Origin of the sequence: Streptomyces tsukubensis, assembly GCF_003932715.1 — a bacterium.
Classification (GTDB): Bacteria; Actinomycetota; Actinomycetes; order Streptomycetales; family Streptomycetaceae; genus Streptomyces; species Streptomyces tsukubensis.
In genome coordinates, this window is record NZ_CP020700.1 from 1,505,666 (window position 1) to 1,523,890 (window position 18,225).

The 18,225-nt window shown below is 71.2% G+C and carries 13 protein-coding genes; 3 read left to right on the top strand and 10 right to left on the bottom strand.

Going from position 1 to position 18,225, the window contains the following annotated elements; translation table 11 throughout:
* Positions 1 to 17 precede the first annotated feature (17 nt).
* The 5 genes from fxsT to B7R87_RS05295 all read right to left on the bottom strand — a co-directional run bounded on the left by fxsT (position 18) and on the right by B7R87_RS05295 (position 8,637).
* The gene (fxsT, locus tag B7R87_RS05275; protein ID WP_006350119.1) at positions 18 to 3,959 is read right to left on the bottom strand and encodes an FxSxx-COOH system tetratricopeptide repeat protein; all 3,942 of its coding nucleotides are present in this window, start codon (positions 3,957 to 3,959) and stop codon (positions 18 to 20) included.
* A complete protein-coding gene (locus B7R87_RS05280) occupies positions 3,943 to 5,277 on the bottom strand; it encodes a TIR-like protein FxsC (RefSeq protein WP_157997767.1) in 1,335 nt (444 codons plus the stop codon). The genes fxsT and B7R87_RS05280 overlap by 17 nt, the downstream gene beginning before the upstream one ends.
* A gap of 112 nt (positions 5,278 to 5,389) precedes the next feature.
* Positions 5,390 to 6,154 carry an aminoglycoside N(3)-acetyltransferase gene (locus B7R87_RS05285; RefSeq protein WP_006350117.1) on the bottom strand — a complete coding sequence of 255 codons (765 nt, stop codon included), beginning with the start codon at positions 6,152 to 6,154 and terminating at the stop codon, positions 5,390 to 5,392.
* A complete protein-coding gene (fxsBH, locus tag B7R87_RS05290) occupies positions 6,147 to 8,423 on the bottom strand; it encodes a radical SAM/SPASM protein FxsBH, inactivated beta-hydroxylase extension form (protein WP_187144580.1) in 2,277 nt (758 codons plus the stop codon). The genes B7R87_RS05285 and fxsBH overlap by 8 nt, the downstream gene beginning before the upstream one ends.
* 67 nt (positions 8,424 to 8,490) lie before the next feature.
* On the bottom strand, positions 8,491 to 8,637 hold the full coding sequence (locus B7R87_RS05295; RefSeq protein WP_157997768.1) for a hypothetical protein: 147 nt from the start codon (positions 8,635 to 8,637) through the stop codon (positions 8,491 to 8,493).
* Between the two features lie 237 nt (positions 8,638 to 8,874).
* Here B7R87_RS05295 and B7R87_RS05300 point away from each other — a divergent pair, with 237 nt between their 5' ends.
* A complete protein-coding gene (locus B7R87_RS05300; protein ID WP_006350114.1) occupies positions 8,875 to 9,804 on the top strand; it encodes a DUF4231 domain-containing protein in 930 nt (309 codons plus the stop codon).
* Positions 9,805 to 9,832: 28 nt separating this feature from the next.
* On the opposite strand, the gene B7R87_RS05305 is transcribed toward B7R87_RS05300, so the two are convergent.
* The 3 genes from B7R87_RS05305 to B7R87_RS05315 all read right to left on the bottom strand — a co-directional run bounded on the left by B7R87_RS05305 (position 9,833) and on the right by B7R87_RS05315 (position 12,830).
* Positions 9,833 to 10,309, bottom strand: coding sequence for a hypothetical protein (locus tag B7R87_RS05305; RefSeq protein ID WP_006350113.1), 477 nt, complete (start codon positions 10,307 to 10,309; stop codon positions 9,833 to 9,835).
* Between the two features lie 227 nt (positions 10,310 to 10,536).
* The gene (locus B7R87_RS05310) at positions 10,537 to 11,397 is read right to left on the bottom strand and encodes a DUF1684 domain-containing protein (protein ID WP_006350112.1); all 861 of its coding nucleotides are present in this window, start codon (positions 11,395 to 11,397) and stop codon (positions 10,537 to 10,539) included.
* 140 nt (positions 11,398 to 11,537) lie between these two features.
* Positions 11,538 to 12,830, bottom strand: a complete 1,293-nt coding sequence (locus B7R87_RS05315) for a DUF5685 family protein (RefSeq protein ID WP_130585428.1) — start codon at positions 12,828 to 12,830, stop codon at positions 11,538 to 11,540.
* A 305-nt stretch (positions 12,831 to 13,135) separates the two neighbouring features.
* On the opposite strand from B7R87_RS05315, the gene B7R87_RS05320 reads away from it, so the two are divergent.
* On the top strand, positions 13,136 to 13,585 hold the full coding sequence (locus B7R87_RS05320) for a cell division protein SepF (protein ID WP_006350110.1): 450 nt from the start codon (positions 13,136 to 13,138) through the stop codon (positions 13,583 to 13,585).
* A 94-nt stretch (positions 13,586 to 13,679) separates the two neighbouring features.
* Here the strand turns inward: B7R87_RS05320 and B7R87_RS05325 are convergent, their stop codons facing one another.
* The gene (locus tag B7R87_RS05325) at positions 13,680 to 14,870 is read right to left on the bottom strand and encodes an acyl-CoA dehydrogenase family protein (protein ID WP_006350109.1); all 1,191 of its coding nucleotides are present in this window, start codon (positions 14,868 to 14,870) and stop codon (positions 13,680 to 13,682) included.
* A gap of 117 nt (positions 14,871 to 14,987) precedes the next feature.
* Complete coding sequence (locus tag B7R87_RS05330; protein WP_130585427.1) at positions 14,988 to 16,655, bottom strand: MFS transporter; 1,668 nt, start codon at positions 16,653 to 16,655, stop codon at positions 14,988 to 14,990.
* A gap of 469 nt (positions 16,656 to 17,124) precedes the next feature.
* On the opposite strand from B7R87_RS05330, the gene B7R87_RS05335 reads away from it, so the two are divergent.
* Positions 17,125 to 18,132: a phosphatase PAP2 family protein gene (locus B7R87_RS05335; protein WP_130585426.1), complete on the top strand. Its 1,008-nt coding sequence runs from the start codon at positions 17,125 to 17,127 to the stop codon at positions 18,130 to 18,132.
* Positions 18,133 to 18,225 lie beyond the last annotated feature (93 nt).

Sequence of the window (18,225 nt, forward strand, 5' to 3'; positions counted from 1 at the left end):
CCCGTTCCCCGTCGCGCTCAGACCGCGAGCGGCTCCAGATCGCGGTGCACCCGCCGCTCGTCGCGGGCGATCCGGGTCAGCGCATGGTCGTCCCCGAGCTGCCGGCCGAGCTCCTCCACGGTCTCGGCCCGCAGTACGGCGGATTCGTCCTTGCGGCCCAGCATGCCGAGCGTGACCGCGAGGTTGGAGGCGACCGCCAGCACCTCGGGGTGGTGCGGTCCGAGGACCTCGCGCAGCCGGCTCACCGTCCGCTGTTCGATCTGGAGGGCCTCCTCCAGATTGCCGAGGTCCGCCAGGGCGTTGGCGAGGTTGATGGTGCTGAACAGGGAGTGCGGATGGCTGTCCCCGAGGACGGCGCTCATCCTCCGTACCACCTGCACCAGCAGTTGTTCCGCGGTCTCGGGATCGCCGCAGCCCCAGTGGAAGATGCCCAGGTTGTTGATGGCGGCCAGGGTGTACGGATGCTTCTCGCCCGGCACCACCATGTACTGGTCGACGACCTCCTGCGCCAGATCCCGGGCCGCCACCGGCTCCCCGGCCGCGAACAGGTCCGCCGCCAGATTGAGGTCGCAGGCCAGGGAGTCCGGATTGGCCGAGGAGTACTGCGAGCGGTAGCGGTTGCGGGTGGCCGTGGTCAGCCGCCGCGCGTCCTCCAGCTGACCGGCCCGCCGCAGCGACACCGCGAGGGACTTCGCGGCCGCCAGGGTGCCCGGGAAGGTCCGCCCCAGCTGCTGCTTCAGCAGATCGTAGGTGCGGGCCAGCAGGACCACCGAATCCTCGTAGCGGCCGACCTCCCGCAGATCGCGGGCGAGCGACGTCGCCGAGGAGAGGGTGTACGGGTGGAGCGGCCCGAGGACCTCCGTACGCCGGTCGAACACGTCCTGGTCCAGCTCGCGGGCCCGGGCGTACTGGCCGACCATCCGCAGGTTCAGCGCGAGGTTGTTCGCCGCGGCCAGGGTCCTCGGGTGGGACTCGTGGAAGATCTGGCTGAAGCCCTCGTGCGCCTCGGTCGCCAGCTCCATCGCCTTCCCGTACTGCCCCAGCGTGCCGAGGTCCATCGCGAGCCCGCTGGTGGTCATGTACGTGTGCGGATGCGTTTCGCCCAGCACCTCGCGCTGCCGGTCCAGCGTCACCTCGTCCAGCTCCTTCGCCTCCACATAACGACCCTGGGAGCGGAGGATGTTGGAGAGGTGGAAGCGGAGGTAGAGGTACTGGTAGTCGTTGTTGCCCAGCATCTCGCGCCAGGTCTCGCGGACCTCGGTGGCGATGGCCAGCGCCGACTCCCAGTCACCGCGCTTCCAGAGGTAGCGGACCCGGTCGATCAGCAGCCTACGGGTCTCCGGCTCCCGGCAGTTCCGCGCCTCCGACGTGGACAGATGGGGCCAGATGGTGGCGAACTGCGGCCAGGTGGAGGGGTTGTCGATGGGCTCGTCGTCGTCGGGACGGGAACCGGCCAGCACCTGGTGGACCGCGTGCCGCGCCTTCTGCTGCTCCTCGTCGCTCAACTGGGCCCTGATCACCGCCTGCACCAGCCGGTGGACCTGGATGCTGTTGTTGACCTGGTCCACCTTGGCCAGGGCGAACCGTCCGATCTCCCGGATCACCCGGCCCAGGACCAGCTTCTCCTGGAGGGAGGGGTCGTACGGCTTGAGTGCGTCGATCATCTCCTTGCTGTACAGCAGGTTGGCCGAGATGGGCTCGGGTGCGAAGAAGGCACAGAGCTGGAGGAGGCGTACCGCCGCAGGCGAGCGCTCCTTGAGCCGTTCGATGGAGACGTTCCAGGTCGCGGCGACCGGCTGCGGATAGTCCAGGGGCTGGTTGAGCGCCAGAACGCTGGTGGTCTGCTCCTTCAACTGCTCCAGATACTCGGCCACCGGGGCCACGGTCTCCGCGATCCAGGCCGCGGCCTGTTCGACGGCGAGCGGCAGGTCGCCGACGGCCATGGCGACCTGGTCGGCGTCGTCGTCGTTCAGTCCGCGGGCCCGGCGCTGGAGGTGTTCGATGGACTCCTCACGGGTGAAGACGTCGATGGGCAGCGCGTCGCCGTACTGCGACCAGGTCTGGTTCCGGGAGGTGACCAGGATGTGCCCGGGCCCCTGGGGCGGGAAGAACCGCTTCAGCTGCTCGGGGTCGTCCGCGTTGTCGAAGACCAGCAGCCAGCGGGTCGACGGCACACCGCGCCGCAGCAGGTCGATGGCCTCGCGGGAGGCGGCCGCCATGTCCTCGCCGGACTGCGCCCCGAGCCTGCTGGCGAGTTCGGCGAGGCTGGCGACGACGTCGTCGACCTGCTCGGCGGAGATCCACCACACCAGGTCGTAGTCGGCCATGAAGCGGTGGACGTACTCGATGGCCACCTGGGTCTTGCCGACGCCGCCGAGTCCGTAGATCGTCTGCGGCTGGGGCAGCACCGCGGCCACCGACATTCCGCCGCCGAGCTGGTCCCGCATCCGCTCCAGGACGACGGCCCGCCCGGTGAAGCCGGAGTTCCGCGGCGGGGCGTTCCAGATCTTGGGGACGGTGCCGGGGAACCGCGGGCCGGGCGCCGAAGTGTCGGGCAGCTGCACCGGACGGTCCAGCGCCCGCAGCAGTGAGCTGGTGGCCTGCACCTCGTCGAGCCGGAAGAGGTCGACGGGGTTGCGGTCGATGTACGGGGTGGTCAGCCGGACGTCACCGACCCGGATGGGCAGCAGATGCTGCCGGCCGCCCCCGGGATCGTCGGCCACCGCGCGGGACCAGACCTCCACCGCCCGGCTGGACTTCAGATACGCGGCGGAGAGCAGCACCACCGTACGTGTGGCGGTCTCCGGGGTGATCCCGGTCTCGCCGGGTTCACGCTCCACCGAAACGTCCCTCGGGACCACCCGGAAGCCGGCCCGGGCGAGCAGCGACTCGATCCAGTCGGCCCACATCCGGTTCTCCGCCACATAGCTGAGGAAGAGATCGGCGGGCAGCGCGGGGCGGCGGCGGGTGAAGGCGTCCTTGATGCGCAGCCTGGTGTCCTCGCCGACGGTCGGCATGGCCGTGACGTCGTGCTCGGTGATCACCGAGGTGAGCCGTTCGAAGGCGGAGAGCAGGGAATTGGTCAGACCGGCCTCGTCACCGAAGGTGGCGAGGGTCTCCTCGTAGGCGTAGTAGGGGCGGTACGGGATCTCCACCGCGCCCCAGTAGGAGGTCAGCTCCTCCCCGGCGAGGCCGCTGGGCAGCCGGTCGAACTTGACCCGCGCCAGTGCCCGTCCGGCGTCGGCCTTCTCCTTCTCGCCCTCGTCGATCCGCATCGGCACCGGGTAGATCTTGATGTTCCGGCCGCCGTAGCGTTCGTCGATCTGCCGGGCGACGGAGGCCGCGCCGTCGATGGACTGGTCGCTGAGGGTGAAGCAGTCGACGAGGATGTCGGGGAGGTGGACGGTGCAGATGTCGGCGATGTCGGAGAGGCCGGTACGGCTGTCGATGAGGACGTAGTCGTAGTTGGCCTTCATATCGTCGCGCAGCGCGTCGAAGAAGAGACCGCCGCCGAGCCGGTCGTAGAAGTTGTCCCAGTCGAAGGTGGAGACGGTCGCCGAGTACTCCCGGTTCTGCTTGCCCGCGGAGACGAAGTCGAGCGTGCCGCCGTCGGGGAACTCCCAGCCGAGGATCTCGGGGGTGAGGGAGACCGCGTGCGGCTGGATCCGGGCGTAGTCGCGGTGCCAACCGTCGCGGCGTGCGGTGTCGGGGGTGATCGCGGCCCAGGCGTACTCCGTGATCAGGTCGATGACACCGGTGGTGGCCCCGAGCGTGGACGGGTCCAGAAAGGGATGGAAGAAGCGGTGGAGTCCGGGCGCTTCGAGGTCCCAGTCGACGGCGAGTACCCGCTTGCCGTTGGCCGCGAGGATCCACGCCGTGTTCGCCAGGGCCATCGTGCGGCCCGTCCCGCCCTTGTACGAGTAGAAGGTGACGATGCGTCCGTCACGACTGGCTGTCATCCGTGTCCTCCGCATCGGGGGCAGTTCCACGCAACGTGTCCGGGACGTACTGGGTGGTGCCGTAGTCGGCCATGGGGCCGCGGAGCCTGGGGCGTTCGCCGCGGGCGGCCCCGGGAGGTGGTGCGGGTGGATAGACCTCCGCATGGCGCAGATACTCCTGCGCCGAGGCCTCCACGACCTGGGGCAGGATCTGGCCGAAGGCTTCGATGCTGAAGACGCCCCGGGCAGCCGCCCGGCAGGCGGGCCGGCCGTGGTTCATCGCATGGGGCATGGTCCGTTCCAGCCGTTCGGCGAGTTCCGCCTCGGAGTGGCGGCTCTGGGGATCGTCGCGGTTCCAGGGGACGACCACCGTGACCCAGGGGCGGGGGGTGGCGTCGAAGGCGGCCAGCCGACTGCAGCGCCGGTCGTCGACGAGCGCCCAGCGGTCGATCACCAGGATCTCCGGCCGGGCGGGCGGCTGCGTCGGATCGGGCAGCGTCTCGTGGTCGAAGGAGGAGACCGTCGCCTGGTAGTCGAGGGAACGGACCAGGTCCTGGGCCATGAAGGCCAGGGGCCGTGCGGAGTCCGGATGGTACGGATTCCAGTCCTGGGACAGTTTTCCGTAGTAGTCCGGGGCGCGGCCCTCGGGGAGGTCGTGATGGGTGGGGGCGGCCACGGTGAGGTGCATGGGCCGCGGTCCGCCGGGTCGGCCGAAGGCGCTGGGCGCATGACGGTAGTCGACGGGGCTGCCGGGAGTGACACGGGTGGAATCGGCGACGGCGACAATGCGCTTGGCGAGTTCATAGACCGCGGCCTCGTACTCCTCGGCGAATATCCTGAGTTTGATCAGGCCGTAGAGCCCGTCGGTCACATAACGGTCCCCGAAGGCGCGGTGGTTGAACTGAAGCCGTTCGGCCGGGCCCGGTAGCTGTTCGGGCGGCATCGGAACCCAGAGTGCGGGCACGATCGCCTCGGCCGGGCGGTTGCTCTTCGCCTGGTGGTAGATCGCCCGCTGAGCGAATGCGTACCACTCCTTTCCACACATCTCACTGGCGAAATAGCGGGGCGAGAAGAGCGGGACGAACACCCGGCAGTTCGCCAGTACATCGCCCAGCCGTTCGGACCAGCCCTCACCCGAGCGGATCTCTCGGTCCATGAAGCCTGCCGGAGCACCGGCGGGCAGATTGGTCATCGCCATCACATGACCGCAGAGATCGCGAAAGAGCCGCTCCACCCACATGTCCGGGTCGGGGCCCCCCGCCCCGTACCGCGGTGTGTGTGCATAACTCAAGAAGAAGTACGGCCGATGGTCCGCCGTACGTTGCGCTGTTTCCGACACACGACCCCCGTCCTGTGTGAACGCCCGCCCTCGCGCCCGACATCGAGGGGAGATGCGAGCGAATTAATCATTCCGGAGCCCGGACACTCCTTCCCCCCTGCGGTTCAGTCAATCAACGCCGCTTTTCAGACATCCAGCGGTCCGCATGGCGAACCGCTTCCTTGATCGGGAACAACCGGGCCCGGGCCCCTCCCAACTGCCCCGTCCGTACCAGCCGGGGAGGGAGATCAGCACCGATCGTGTCAAATTCCGTGTCGTCCAGGACGACATCTTCGTACGTTGTCCATTTCTTACCCCCATCGGGCTGCCGAACCACACAGGAGTAGGGCCTGCGGGGTGCACTCGGGTGGTACTCGGCGAGATGGAAGGCGGTGCACGCCGAGAAATCGACGTTGATCATCAATACCCGGGCCCCGGCCCTGTGCAGGGCACCGAGGGGAGAGTCCCAGCCCAGATGGGAGGTGAGGGGATGGTGGGCGAGGAGTTCGGCGGCCCGGCCGCCGAGTGCGGCGAACGAGGTCTGCGGATGGGCGCTGCGGACCGCGCCGGATGCGGTACGTACGGACTCGGCCAGTCTGCCCATTCCCTCACTGGGGGTGACGGCCGGATCGAAGGCCGGCATCCGCTCCCTGAAGTCCCGTACCTGTTCGGCCGACATACCGTCGATCCGGTCCAGATGGGCCCGGGAGGTGGTGGAGTTCGCCGGGGTGAAGGCGGGGAGGACCAGGGTTCCACCGGGGCCGAGGGCGTCGACGAGGGCGTCCCGCAGGGCGTCGGCGGCCAGTCCGGTGTTCCGGAGGGCGGCGTGGACCAGCAGGATCGCCCCCGGTTCGACGCCGAGTGCGGTCAGTTCCCCGGTGAGACCGGGATCAGGCACGCCCGCCGCCCTCTCCCGCGGCCGGTTCCCGTCCGTCCCGGTGTGCCTGCCGTTCGGCGCGGAGCCCGGCCAGCAGGGCGTGCCCGGCGGCGGTGAGCTCCGGTGCCCGCGCCAGGGTCTCCAGGGCGGTCCCGGTCCCGGTCGCCGCTCCGGGGTCGAGGGCGGCGAGCCCGATGCGTACGTACACCTCTTCCAGCAGAACGGAGGCGGGTACGGGAGCCGGGGCCCACGGCGAGGTGTGGTGCCACTGGCCGTCCTGGGCGAGCAGCCCGCCCACCCGGTGCAGGGCGCGGAGTTTGGCGCGCCGCATCCCCTCCAGCAGCTCCGCCGCGAAGGCCTCCGGCGTGGCCGGCAGGGCGAGGCCGAGCGCTCCGTAGGCCGGACCGCCGGTCTCCGGGAGGCCGGGCCGGCGCGGGCCCGGCACCGCGGCGGCCGCCAGGGGGGTGAGGGTGGTGAGGGAAGCGGCCGTCTCCGCCGCCTGCCGGGGCGCGGCGGTGCGCAGCAGCGGCCAGGCCCCGGCGAGCAGCCGGTCCCAGGCCGCGATCTCGTCGTCCCCGAGCCGGGCCGCGGCGGGGGCTCCGTGGCAGTCGCGGTAGGGGTCGAGGTCGTCCAGGAGCAGCAGGGGGACGCCGTCGTGTCCGCCGACGGTCCGCACGGCCCGCCAGCCCGGGGCTCCCGCTCCGTGCAGCGGGATCCGTACTGGTGGCCGGTCCGCGGTCTCCACCAGGAAGCCGTCGCCGTCCGGGCGTACGACCGCTTCGGCCGTCCCGCCGAGCGTCAGCTCCCCGAGGGCGGGCAGCCGCAGCACCCCGCCGTCGCAGGGCACCCGCACCGCGGGGCCCGAACCGTCGCGGACGCAGGCGGCGGCCAGGTAGGCGGGCAGCCTCCCGGCGAGCGCCACGGCGTCCGGCTGTCCCCCGCGCAGCGCGGCGAGGGTGTCCGTCAGCCAGTTCCGGGTGTACGGATGGCCCCAGAGCCGGTCGAGTACGTCGCCGCTCTCGTCGAGCGCGAGCAGCAGCTCCCAGGCCTCGTCCCAGCCGGGCCCGCCGGCTCCGGCGAGTTCGCCGGTGAGGGTTCCGCTGAGCATCCGGGTGAGGTCCTGGTCGTCGGCGAGGAGGGCGCCCGGCTCGGTGATCGCGAGGGGGACCAGCTCCCCGCCGATGCGCTGTTCGACGCCGCGGATCAGGGCTTCGAGGTCGGCGCAGTAGACGGACGTGTTGTCGAACTCGTTCGCCGTGCGGTAGCGGTGGGTGTAGAGCCCGCCGCCGCAGGAGCGCACCACGGGGCAGTCCTGGCAGGTGTCGCTCACCGAGGCGAGCCCGAGCTGGCGGGCCCGGACGCCGGGATGGGCGGCGACCTCGTCGAAGGAGTGCCGCAGTACGTCGAATCCGGTCGCCGCGGCACCTTCGTAGGCGCTCTTGAGGGAGTCGACCTGCTCCAGGGCTCCGTCGGTCTCCACGACCACCAGATCGGTGGGGGCCAGGCCGAGGGATTCGGTGAGGCTGGGACCGCCCGCGAGGGTGGAGAACACCGATTCGAAGAGCCGGACGGGGACCGGACGGCCGTCGGCGTCCCAGCGGTCGAAGACCGTCAGCAGCCAGTCGGCGTAGGCGGTGGGCGATCCGTCCGGGCGGGCCGGGGGCTGGTCCCAGGTCGCGTGCGGCAGCAGGAAGTCGATCCGCGGCGGCGCCAGTTCGGCCAGCGCGTCGTAGACGGCGACGGGGTCGTTGGCCACATCGACGGTGCACAGGAGACCGAGGTACAGATGGCGGTAGCGCTCCTGGCGGAGCAGTTCCACGGCCTTCAGTACGAGGGGGTGGCTGGTGCGGCCGTCGGCGAAACGGCGGTGCCGGTCATTGGCGGCGCGGTCGCCGTCGAGGGAGATCCCGACCTTGAGGCCGAACTCGGCGAAGAGGTCGAGATACCGGGGGCTCAGCTGTAAGCCGTTGGTGTGGATACGGAGATCCAGTTCGGCGATGCCGTCCAGCGCCCGGGTCAGTTCCTCGCAGACGCGGCGCAGTCGCGCGGGCCCCGCCAGCAGTGGCTCCCCTCCGTGCAGGATCACTGACACGGAGGGCAGGGCATGATTTTTGGCATGCTCGGCCAGTCGCAGAGCTGTCCAGGTAATCGCTTCGTCAGAGATTGCCTTCGGGCGGGTTCGCCAGCTCTGATCAGCGTGTTCGTAGATATAGCAGTGGTCGCAGGCGAGATCGCACCGACTGTGCACCTTGAGGACGATCTCGCGGAATGGGACCAGCGGTCCTGTCATTCCGCCAGTCTAGTGGTCCACGGGCGGCAAAGTGGCAGAACCACAGACCAAACAGACCAGAGGCGACCTAGAGCGAGGAGTTGAACGTGGCGATGCGCACGGGACGTTCGGCGGCCGGGGCGGCCCCCGTCGACTTCTTCACCGCGCCGCGCTCGGACTGCGGCAGGGAGACTCGGTTGCGCTTCGCTGCGGCGAAGGAGGCGGAGATCGTCATGGGGGCCGTCCTTATTGATCTGTGTACATGATCGCGCACGATCTGGCTGTACAGCACGGATAACCAGGCGCCATTGCGGCGCCCGGCGGCACGACTCTACTCTCAAGTTCACCCACAGCAACTCAGCACGTGAACACTTAACAGTTAGAGTTGCTTCATATTCTGTCAGGAAGGCGCGGACGAAGCGATTCCACCTCTTGGGTGAGGGTGACGGCATAACTGCAGACAGGGGGAGGCATGTCCGGCAATCCCGGCCCGGCGGACGGCATCGTGTTCCGCAATACCGATCTACCTGCGCTTTTCCATCACACGGATGCCGTGGCCATCACCCGCCAGCGCGAGGCGATCGGCTCCGTACGCCGGCAGCTCCTGCTGCTCGTGGTGGGCGCAGCGGCCGCCGCGCTCCCCGCCTGGAAGCTCGGTGACACGATCCAACTGGCAGGCTTGATCAGCGCGTTGGCGTACGCGGGGGTGCTGGCGATCGGCATCCGCGCGTCGCGCAGCGGTGCGAAGTCCCACTGGCAGCTGAACCGCTCGGCCGCCGAGTACATCAAGTCGATGTGCTGGCGGTATTCCGTGCATGGAACACCTTTTGACGCACGCTCCGGCGACCCGGACGAATTGTTCGCCCAGCGACTCGAAGAAGGACTCCGGGAGCTGTCCAAAGTGGGCTGGCAGGATCCCCGGGCGGACCTTCCCGAGGTGGCCTCGGGAGAACTCGTCACCCCCGCCATGCGGAGGCTGCGGGAGCAGCCGTTCGGGCTGCGCCGGGAAACCTACGTCCGCGACCGGCTGATCGAACAGCGGAACTGGTACCACCGCAGTGCGGAGAGTTCGCGGCGGGTGGCCCTGGTGTGGTCGGGCACGCTCGCGGTCCTCACTCTGCTGGCGCTCGGCCTCTCCCTGCTGCACACGTTCTCCGTCGCCGGTTCGGTCGATGCTCTGGGCACGCTCTCCGCCGCGGCGGCTGCCTGTCTGGCCTGGAGCGAGATCCGCCGCCGCCGGCCGCTGATCGCCGCGCACTCACTGGTGGAGGAGGACCTCGCGGCGATGCACTCGGCGATGGAGACCTCGGTGACGGAGGCGCAGTGGCCTTCGGCGGTGTACGAGACCGAGCGGATCGTGTCCCCCCAGCACACCGACTGGCTGGTCCGGCACCGCAGTTGAACGTATCTCGGGGCGCGACGGGAGCCGTTCAGGGGCGCCGGAGGCCGTCCTGCCAGATCACCGTGACCGGTTTCCCGAGGTCGCGCGCGTAGTGGACGATATCGGCCGTCCCGCCGAGGCCCCGGGAGGGGCCGCCGTCCCAGACCGCCAGCAACCGGTCGCAGTTGTCTGCGATATAGGCCCCGGCCGCGTAGTAGGCCTCGTCGGTGGAGTGCCGGAACCCGAGCCGCACCTCCCGGGTCGCGCGGCGCCGGTAGTCACGGAGGCAGTCCAGGTCGGCGGGGTCGAAGCCGTCCTCGTAGTCCTCGCTGGGGATCACGGCGGTCAGCGTCGCACCGCATTCCAGTGCGATGTCGGCGAAGAGCTGGTCGGCGCCGATCGCCAGGCTGGAGTAGGCCTCCAGCCCTTCCTCCCCCAGGCGGAGGGCGGCGAGCAGGCCCGCGCGGATATGCGCACGGCCCTCCGGGGGAATGATGCGGTGACCGGTGATACCGATGCGCTCCACTGCCGTGCGACCCCCGTATCCTGCGCCTTCTCCAAGGGACAGCCCTTACGCTCCGCCATGGTCCCAGAACACGGCCCGCCGTCGAGACCCCGTCCGGATGGAGAACGGGGGCACCGGCCGTGGCGGGACCGGCGCCGGGCGCCACGGGCGCCGCCGGAACGCGCCGCGGGCCCCGAAGCGCCTCCTGCCGCAGGTTTGGGGCGGGGGGGGTACGGGCCCGGGGACGGTCATCGGGTCGTCGCGCGCCGCTCCCCCGCCGTCACCGGCACCGGCAGGGTGTTGCCCGGCGGCGGAAACGGGCAGATGAAGTGATCGGCGAAGGCGCAGGGCGGGAGCAGGGCGCGGTTGAAGTCGACCGTGACGGTGCCGTCCGCCGCCGGGGGGCGGGGGCGCAGGAAGCGGAAGCGGTAGCTGCTGTTCCCGCCGTCCGGGTCGGCGCCGGTGGCGGTGCCGGTGGGGTCGCTGAACACGGCCCACAGGGAGCCGTCGTCCTCGACCGCGACCCGCAGGGTCCGCTCGGCGCCGCCGAGTTCGAAGACGATCTCCCCGTCGAGGCCGAGGCCCCGCTCCACGCCGTCCGCGTTCCGCACCCGCAGTCCGGTCCGCTCCGGATAGGGGACGTAGCGTCCGGGCAGCGCCCAGCGGGCGTCGTACGCCGTCGCCTCGATTCCGGCGAAGGCCCGCCGGGCGGGGGCGCCGGGATCGAAGTCGCGTACCGCCCAGAGCCCTTCGCGGTGCAGCACCGGAAACCGGCGCTCGCCGTGGCCGGCCCGGGCTTCCCCGATGGGCCCGTGGTCGGCGGTGAGCCGTGCCTCCCCGGTGAACGGGGCGCCGTCGAGGGTCAGCCCGTCGCCGTCGGCCCCGGTGAGCCGTACCGCATCGCCCTCGGCGGTCCACCGCCCGGGAAGACCGGGGATCCGTCCGTCCGGATGGTCGTCCAGCCAGTGGGTGCCGGTGAGGGCGAGCGGTCCGTAGGGACCGGAGACGACCGCGGTGCGGCGTTCGTGCCAGAGCTGCCACTCCGCCGCCGCGCGGGCCTCGTCGGACGGACCGTCACCGGTCCCGGTGTGCTGTACGTGACCGGCCATGCCGGTCACCTTGCCATGCGGGGGCGCATCGGCACAGGACCGGGGCGTGTGCCGCGTGCCCGGAGCGCCTCCGCCCGCCCGCGCGCCCCGAGGCCCTTCTGCGCCTCCGCCCGGACGGCGAGGGGCCGGGCCGGTCATCGTCAGCCGTCGCAGGGGCAGCAGCAGCTGCATTCGCAGCAGTTGCAGAGCTCGCAGCAGTTTCCGTCGAGACCCTTGCGTCTTCTGCGGGACCAAGGGCCCTCCCAGCTCTCGCGGCAGCAGGGCTGACAGGTGCCGCAGACCAGGAGGGCGGCCCCACAGCCGCCGAGGAAGCTGCGGGGCCCGGGGCGGCCGCCGGGGCCCGGGGCGCCGCCCGGTCCGGGTGGCGGGTCGCCGTCCCCCCGTCCGCCGCCACCGCTTCCGGAGCCCCCACTCAGGCGCCCGCCGTACAGGCCTCCCCCACCGTCCGGACTCCCCCCGCCGTTTCCGGAGCCCTCACTCAGGCGCCCGCCGTACAGGCCTCCCCCGCCGTACGGGTTCCCGGTGCCCGGCCCGGAGCCGGGCGCCGCGGCCCGTCCCTCGTGGCGGTGCGTACAGGAGACGGTCCCGAAGGTCCGGTCCACCGCCACCGCGAGTTCGTGGGCGAGCAGCACATGGACCAGCCGGTGGTCGGTGAACTCGGCTTCGCGCAGGGCCAGCCGTACGCCGTGCACCGCGTCGTCGGCGAGCCTGCGGGCCTCGGCCCGCGAGGTGCCGGTCGCGGTCAGCGGGTTCCAGGCGCCCGATGCCGCGTCCTGCTCCTGGTCCTCGACGGCGTCCAGCAGATGGGCGAGCCGGCCGAAGAACCTCCCGGCCTCGGCCAGCGGCACGGTGTTGCCCGGCCGTCCGGCGAGGACGGCGGTGTGGGCGAAGGCGGCCGCGGTGGCCGTCTCGGTGGGCTCGGTGACGGTGAGCAGGGAGGTCCCCGGCCCGGCGGACGCCTCCAGCCCGGCCTGCCGGTCGACGGCGTCGAGCAGCACCGCGGTGTCGAAGCCCAGCGCGGACCCGGTGCGGGTGCCGGCCCGGTCCCAGCCCGCGGCCACCCGGCGGGCGGCGGCGGCCAGCGGACGGCGGGCCAGCAGGCCGTCCCGGTCGGTGACATGGTCGCGTACCTTCGCCGATGCCAGCACCAGGGAGACGGCCGCGGCCAGCCTCGCCCCCTCGCCCCGGGCCACCGGAGCGGTGCGCATACCGCGCAGCGGGCAGGGCCCCGCAGTACGGCGCGCGCCGGGCGCACGTTCGGACTGAGCCTCCGTCAGAACCGAGATGATCAACCCGTCGTAGTTGGTCACCACCCGGGCGAGCTGCCCGTGATCGGCGCGGAGTGCGAGGCAGAGCCCGCACAGATGCGCCATCCACTCGACTCTGAGCCCCTCGGTCAAACGGTGGGCACAAGGCCTGACAATTCCGAACAAAACATCCCCCCATGCGGCCGTTCAGCGGCGGTTGTCCTACCGCCCGGGCATGCTGATCACACGCCTGTACGACCTCGGATGGTTCCCGGCGTCACCCATCCGGCTCGACTTTCATATTTTGAGCAGATCATGCGCCTTATTCGGGAAGGAACCTGACGAACCGCCACAAGTTCTGCACCAGTAACGTCACGAATCCCCTGTGCTGCGGCAATCCACGTGGCACCCGGTCCGCATGATGGACGACCATAGGGGCAGGGACGACAACAGACCGCCGAGACGGCGGACCACGGAGAAAGGAGGCGTCGATGGGATCTGTTCGCAAGGCGAGCGCCTGGCTGGGCCTCGTCGAGGACCACGACGACCGCTACTACGCCGACGGCTACGACGGCGAGTACGCCGAGAGCCCCGAGACCGGCGAGGTCTGGGCCACCGACCCGCGGGTCAGAGTCGCCTCCGAATCCGTTGCCCAGGACGACAGCCGCCGGATCGCGACCGTCTCCCCCACCTGCTTCCGGGACGCCCGGGGCATCGGCGAGCTGTTCCGTGACGGCGTCCCCGTGATCATCAATCTGACATCGCTGGAGTCCGCCGACGCCAAGCGCGTGGTGGACTTCGCCGCCGGTCTGACCTTCGGCCTGCGGGGGTCCATCGACCGGATCGCGACCCGGGTCTTCCTGCTGAGCCCCTCGGACACCCGCGTCGTCAACGGCGAGGGACCGGGCCGGGCCCAGGACGGCTTCTTCAACCAGAGCTGAGCGGGTGCGGCGCACCACCGGTCCGCCGCACCCGCCCGGTCGACCGCCCCGCCCTCCGGCGGATCCGTCGGGCCTCCCCCTGCCCCTTACTCCGTCACCGGAAGGCGTCCTGCCCGGTGAGCGCCTTCCCCAGCACGAGCTGGTGCATCTCCACCGTGCCCTCGTAGGTGAGCACGGACTCCAGATTGGTCGCGTGCCGCATCACCGGATACTCCAGCGAGATGCCGTTCGCCCCGAGGATCGTGCGCGCGGTGCGGCAGATCTCGATGGCCTCGCGGACGTTGTTGAGCTTCCCGAAGCTGACCTGCTCGGGCCGGAGCCGTCCCGCGTCCATCCGGCGCCCCAGATGATGGGCGAGCAGGAGCCCCTTGTGCAGCTCCACCGCCATATCGGCCAGCTTGGCCTGGGTGAGCTGGAAGCCGCCGATGGGCCGGCCGAACTGCTCCCGGGTACGGGAGTACGCGAGCGCGGCGGCGAAACTCGACCGGGCCGCGCCCATCGAGCCCCAGACGATGCCGTAGCGGGCGTGGTTGAGACAGCCCAGCGGTGCGCGCAGCCCGTCCGCCCCCGGCAGCACCGCATCGGCGGGCAGTCGCACCCCGTCGAGCACCAGCTCGCTGGTGACACTGGCCCGCAGCGACCATTTGTGGTGGATCTCCGGGGCCGTGAAACCCGGTGTCCCGGCCGGTACGAGGAAGCCCCGGATCCCCTCGTCCGTACCCGCCCAGACGACGGCCACCCCCGCGACGGAGCCGTTGGTGATCCACATCTTGCGGCCGTCGAGCACCCAGTCGGAGCCGTCCCGCCGGGCCCGGGTGCGCATTCCGGCCGGGTCGGAGCCCTGGTCCGGTTCGGTGAGCCCGAAGCAGCCGATGATCTCCCCGGCCGCCATTCCGGGCAGCCAGCGCTCCCGCTGCTCCTCGGAGCCGTAGCGGTGGATCGCGTACATGGCGAGCGACCCCTGGACGGAGACCAGGGAGCGGATACCGGAGTCGGCGGCCTCCAGTTCGAGACAGGCGAGTCCGTACTGCACGGCGCTCGCGCCCGTACAGCCGTAGCCGGTGAGGGTCATCCCGAGAGCGCCGATCGAACCCAGCTCCCGGGCCAGTTCGCGGATGCCGGGCAGCCGCCCCTGCTCGTACCACTCGGCGATATGCGGCAGGATCCGCGCGGCCGCCCACTCCCGCATGGTGTCCCGGACGCCCAGTTCGTCGGGGGCGAGCAGTTCGTCGAGGCCCAGGGGGTCGTCCGGGTCGAAGGGCGCGGGCTTCGCGGGGACGGTCATGGCGGCAACCTCCGGACGCTCGTCGGCGGGCGGCGGCCCGGGGCGGGCTGCCACCGCATCGAAAACTAGCAGCGGTAGACCGGCAGGGGTGCGGCACCCGGCCCCGGGAGACCGCGCTCAGCTCCGGTGCGCCACCTCGCGGCCCGGGCCCCGGCTCGGCGGCACGGAGGCCGCGCGGGTGCGATGGGCGGTCGTGGGGTGCTCACCCGGCTCGCGGTCGGGCTCCGGGCAGGCGGTCTCCGCGCTCTCCTCGCTGCACATGGTCCTCGGCAGCCGGAGCGCGGCCAGTGCGCCGATCAGCAGCAGCGCCGCGCTGACCAGGAGCGTCACATGCAGTCCGCGGACGAAGGAGTCCCGGGCGGTGGACCGCAGCAGCTCCCCCGCGGCACCGCCGAGCCGGTCTGCGACCTGCTGGGCCTCGCCCAGGGAGTGCGCCGCATCGTCGGCGGCGGCCCGGGGCACTCCGGGGAGCCCGCCGAAACCGGTGGCGTACGCGGCGTTCATCACGCTGCCCAGCAGGGCGATGCCCATCCCGGCACCGAGCTGGTACGAGGTCTCCCCGATGGCGGCCGCGCCGCCCGCATGGTCCTGGGGCGCTTCGCTGAGCATCGACTCGTAGGCGGCGAAGAGGGTCGTCTGGAGTCCGAATCCGAGCAGGACGAATCCGGCGGTGAGCAGGAGGGGACGGTCGTGCTCGCCCATGAGCGTCAGCAGCAGCACCGCTCCGGCGGTCAGCACGAAACCGCCGCCCGCCATCAGCCGCGGGCCGATCCGCCGCAGGGTGTACGAGCCGGTGGCGCCCGCCGCCATCGCCGCGAAGGTCAGCGGCAGCAGCCGCAGCCCGGTCTCCAGCGGGCTCAGCCCGAGCACGAGCTGGAGGTACTGGACGGCGATGAGTTCGAGGCCGACCAGCGCCAGCATGCACAGCACGATGCAGCCGACGGAGGTGGAGAAGGCGGGCGCGGCGAACATCCGGACGTCGATCAGCGGATGGCGCAGGCGCCGCTGCCGCCGGGTGAAGAACACCAGCAGGGCGGCACCGGCCAGCAGCGGGAGCACGGTGGCGGGGTCGAAGGGGTCGTGGCCGACCCCGAGCCGCTTCACTCCGAGGACCATCCCGAGCACACCGCCCGCGGCCATCAGCGCACCCAGGACGTCCCAGGGGCCTTCGAGGTCGCCCCGGGACTCCGGCAGCAGCCTGGCGCCCAGCGGCAGGATCAGCGCCATCAGCGGGATGTTGATCAGGAAGACCGAACCCCACCAGAAGTGTTCGATCAGAAAGCCGCCGAGGACGGGGCCGGTCGCCGCGCCCACCGCGGCGACCGCCGTCCAGATACCGATGGCGGTGGCCCGCTCCCGCCGGTCGGGGAAGACGGACCGGAGGACGGAGAGCGTGGCCGGCATGATCATCGCGCCGCCGACGCCCAGCAGGACCCGGGCCCCGATCAGCATGGCGGGGGTGTCGGCGTAGGCGGCGAGCGCGGAGGCCGCGCCGAAGATCCCGTAGCCGATGAGCAGGACCCGCCGCCGGCCGACGCGGTCGCCGAGGGTGCCGAAGAGGATCAGGAGCGCGGCGCAGACCAGCGGATAGGCGTCGACGATCCACAGTAGTTCGACACCGGTGGGGCGGAGGTCCTCGGTGACGGCCGGAACGGCGACATGGAGCACGGTCGCGTCGACGGCGACCAGCAGCAGGCTGACGCAGAGGACCAGCAGGACGACCCAGCGGTCTGCTCCGCCGTCCGCGGCGCGCAGTCGCGCCACGGCACCGGTCGTCCCTGCCATGCCTTCTACCTCCAGTGATTCCCTCGCACCCGGCGGGCCCGGCCGCCCGGGAGACGGGGACGATCCCAGCGGCGTTCCGGCATCGGCGTACGAGTGAGCCGCAAGCGTACGCGAGTTCAGGTCACCGGCGCGTGGTCCCGCTCTCAACCGGGCGCACGCCGGGGTGTGGCGTGCGCCACCCTCGCCCGCGGTTCCCGTATGAGAAAAAATTCATACGGCCATGCGATGAACGCAATTGGGGGGCGGGTAGCGCCGAAAGGGCTTTCCGGTTGACCGGGTACGGGCAAAACCGGTCCGGTCCGGCGGGCAAACGGCGGACGGCTCCCGGGCATTACGCCACGGCTGTTCCGGGATTTCCCGAATGAGCCGTCTTAAATTCGGCGTCAGGAGACATAGTCCACATCACATGGTCATCACGAACCCGCCGGATCGACCGGGTCACTCACTCACTCCCTGTAACGTCGATAGGGTGCGTACCGACATCTTCGCCCGACTGGACCGGGAGCCGGAACCACCGAAGATAGAGATCCCGCGGATGAGCCGCACCCGTCTCGCCCTCTTCGGCGGAACGGCTGCCTTCTACACGGCTATCGTCGTGGCCGTGCTGGTGCCCACCTGGCTGGTGACCATCGACTGGAAAGTGATGCTCTTCCGGCCGTACCAGCAGTGGCCCGAGCTGCACGCGTGGCTGGACTACTTCGTCGTCCTCGGCCAGCGGGGCCCCACGGCCGTCATGGTCGCCGCGTGGCTCGGCTGGCGCTCCTGGCGCATGCACACCCTGCGGCCGATGCTGGTGCTCGGCGCCGCGCTGCTGCTGCTCAATGTGACCGTCGGCTCCGTCAAGCTGGGCCTGGGCCGGCTCGGCCCCCACTACGCGACCCAGATCGGTTCGACCGAGATGTTCTCGGGCGGCGATATATTTCCGTCCGGCCACACCGCGAACGCCGTGGTGACCTGGGGAATCCTCGCCTATATGGCGACCACCCCGAGGACCCGCCGCAATCTCTCGGCGCTGTCGGCGACGGTCTCCCTGGGCGTCGGCCTCACCACCGTCTACCTCGGCACGCACTGGCTGAGCGACGTCCTCCTCGGCTGGGCCGCCGGGCTGCTGATCCTGCTGGCCCTGCCGTGGTGCGAACCGCTCATCGCCCGGGCCGAGGCCCGGATCCTCGACCTGCGGGACCGGTGGCGGGCCGGCCGGCTGCCGCTGCCGTCACTGCCGGTGGCCGCGGGCGGGCCCCGGCCGAGCCACGCCCTGCCGAACCCGGCCCGGGGCCGGGGCGTACCCGCGACGAAGCGCACGCACGGATCCCGACCCCCCGTGGTCGGCGTGGGCGCCTCGCTGCCCGGACCGTCCGCCCGGACCCGGACGGCGAAGCCCGCGGGGTCGTCGGAGGGCGTACCCGCACCGGCACGGCGGTCCGGACGGGAGACGGCGACACCGTCGCACGGCAGCCGTACGATGACCGGCGGCTAGGTCGTCACTTTCTTGTGGAGCTTTCGGCTCTTGTGGATCTCGCCGGGCCCGGACCGGGCCCGGCCATTCCCCCACCGGTGCCGGTTTCGGAGC

Excerpts from the sequence above, each read along its gene's own strand:
- B7R87_RS05300 (WP_006350114.1), top strand. The coding sequence starts at position 8,875 with ATGTCCGGCAATCCCGGCCCGGCGGACGGCATCGTGTTCCGCAATACC.
- B7R87_RS05295 (WP_157997768.1), bottom strand. The coding sequence starts at position 8,637 with ATGACGATCTCCGCCTCCTTCGCCGCAGCGAAGCGCAACCGAGTCTCC.
- fxsBH (WP_187144580.1), bottom strand. The coding sequence starts at position 8,423 with ATGACAGGACCGCTGGTCCCATTCCGCGAGATCGTCCTCAAGGTGCAC.
- B7R87_RS05330 (WP_130585427.1), bottom strand. The coding sequence starts at position 16,655 with ATGGCAGGGACGACCGGTGCCGTGGCGCGACTGCGCGCCGCGGACGGC.
- B7R87_RS05320 (WP_006350110.1), top strand. The coding sequence starts at position 13,136 with ATGGGATCTGTTCGCAAGGCGAGCGCCTGGCTGGGCCTCGTCGAGGAC.
- B7R87_RS05310 (WP_006350112.1), bottom strand. The coding sequence starts at position 11,397 with ATGGCCGGTCACGTACAGCACACCGGGACCGGTGACGGTCCGTCCGAC.
- B7R87_RS05325 (WP_006350109.1), bottom strand. The coding sequence starts at position 14,870 with ATGACCGTCCCCGCGAAGCCCGCGCCCTTCGACCCGGACGACCCCCTG.
- fxsT (WP_006350119.1), bottom strand. The coding sequence starts at position 3,959 with ATGACAGCCAGTCGTGACGGACGCATCGTCACCTTCTACTCGTACAAG.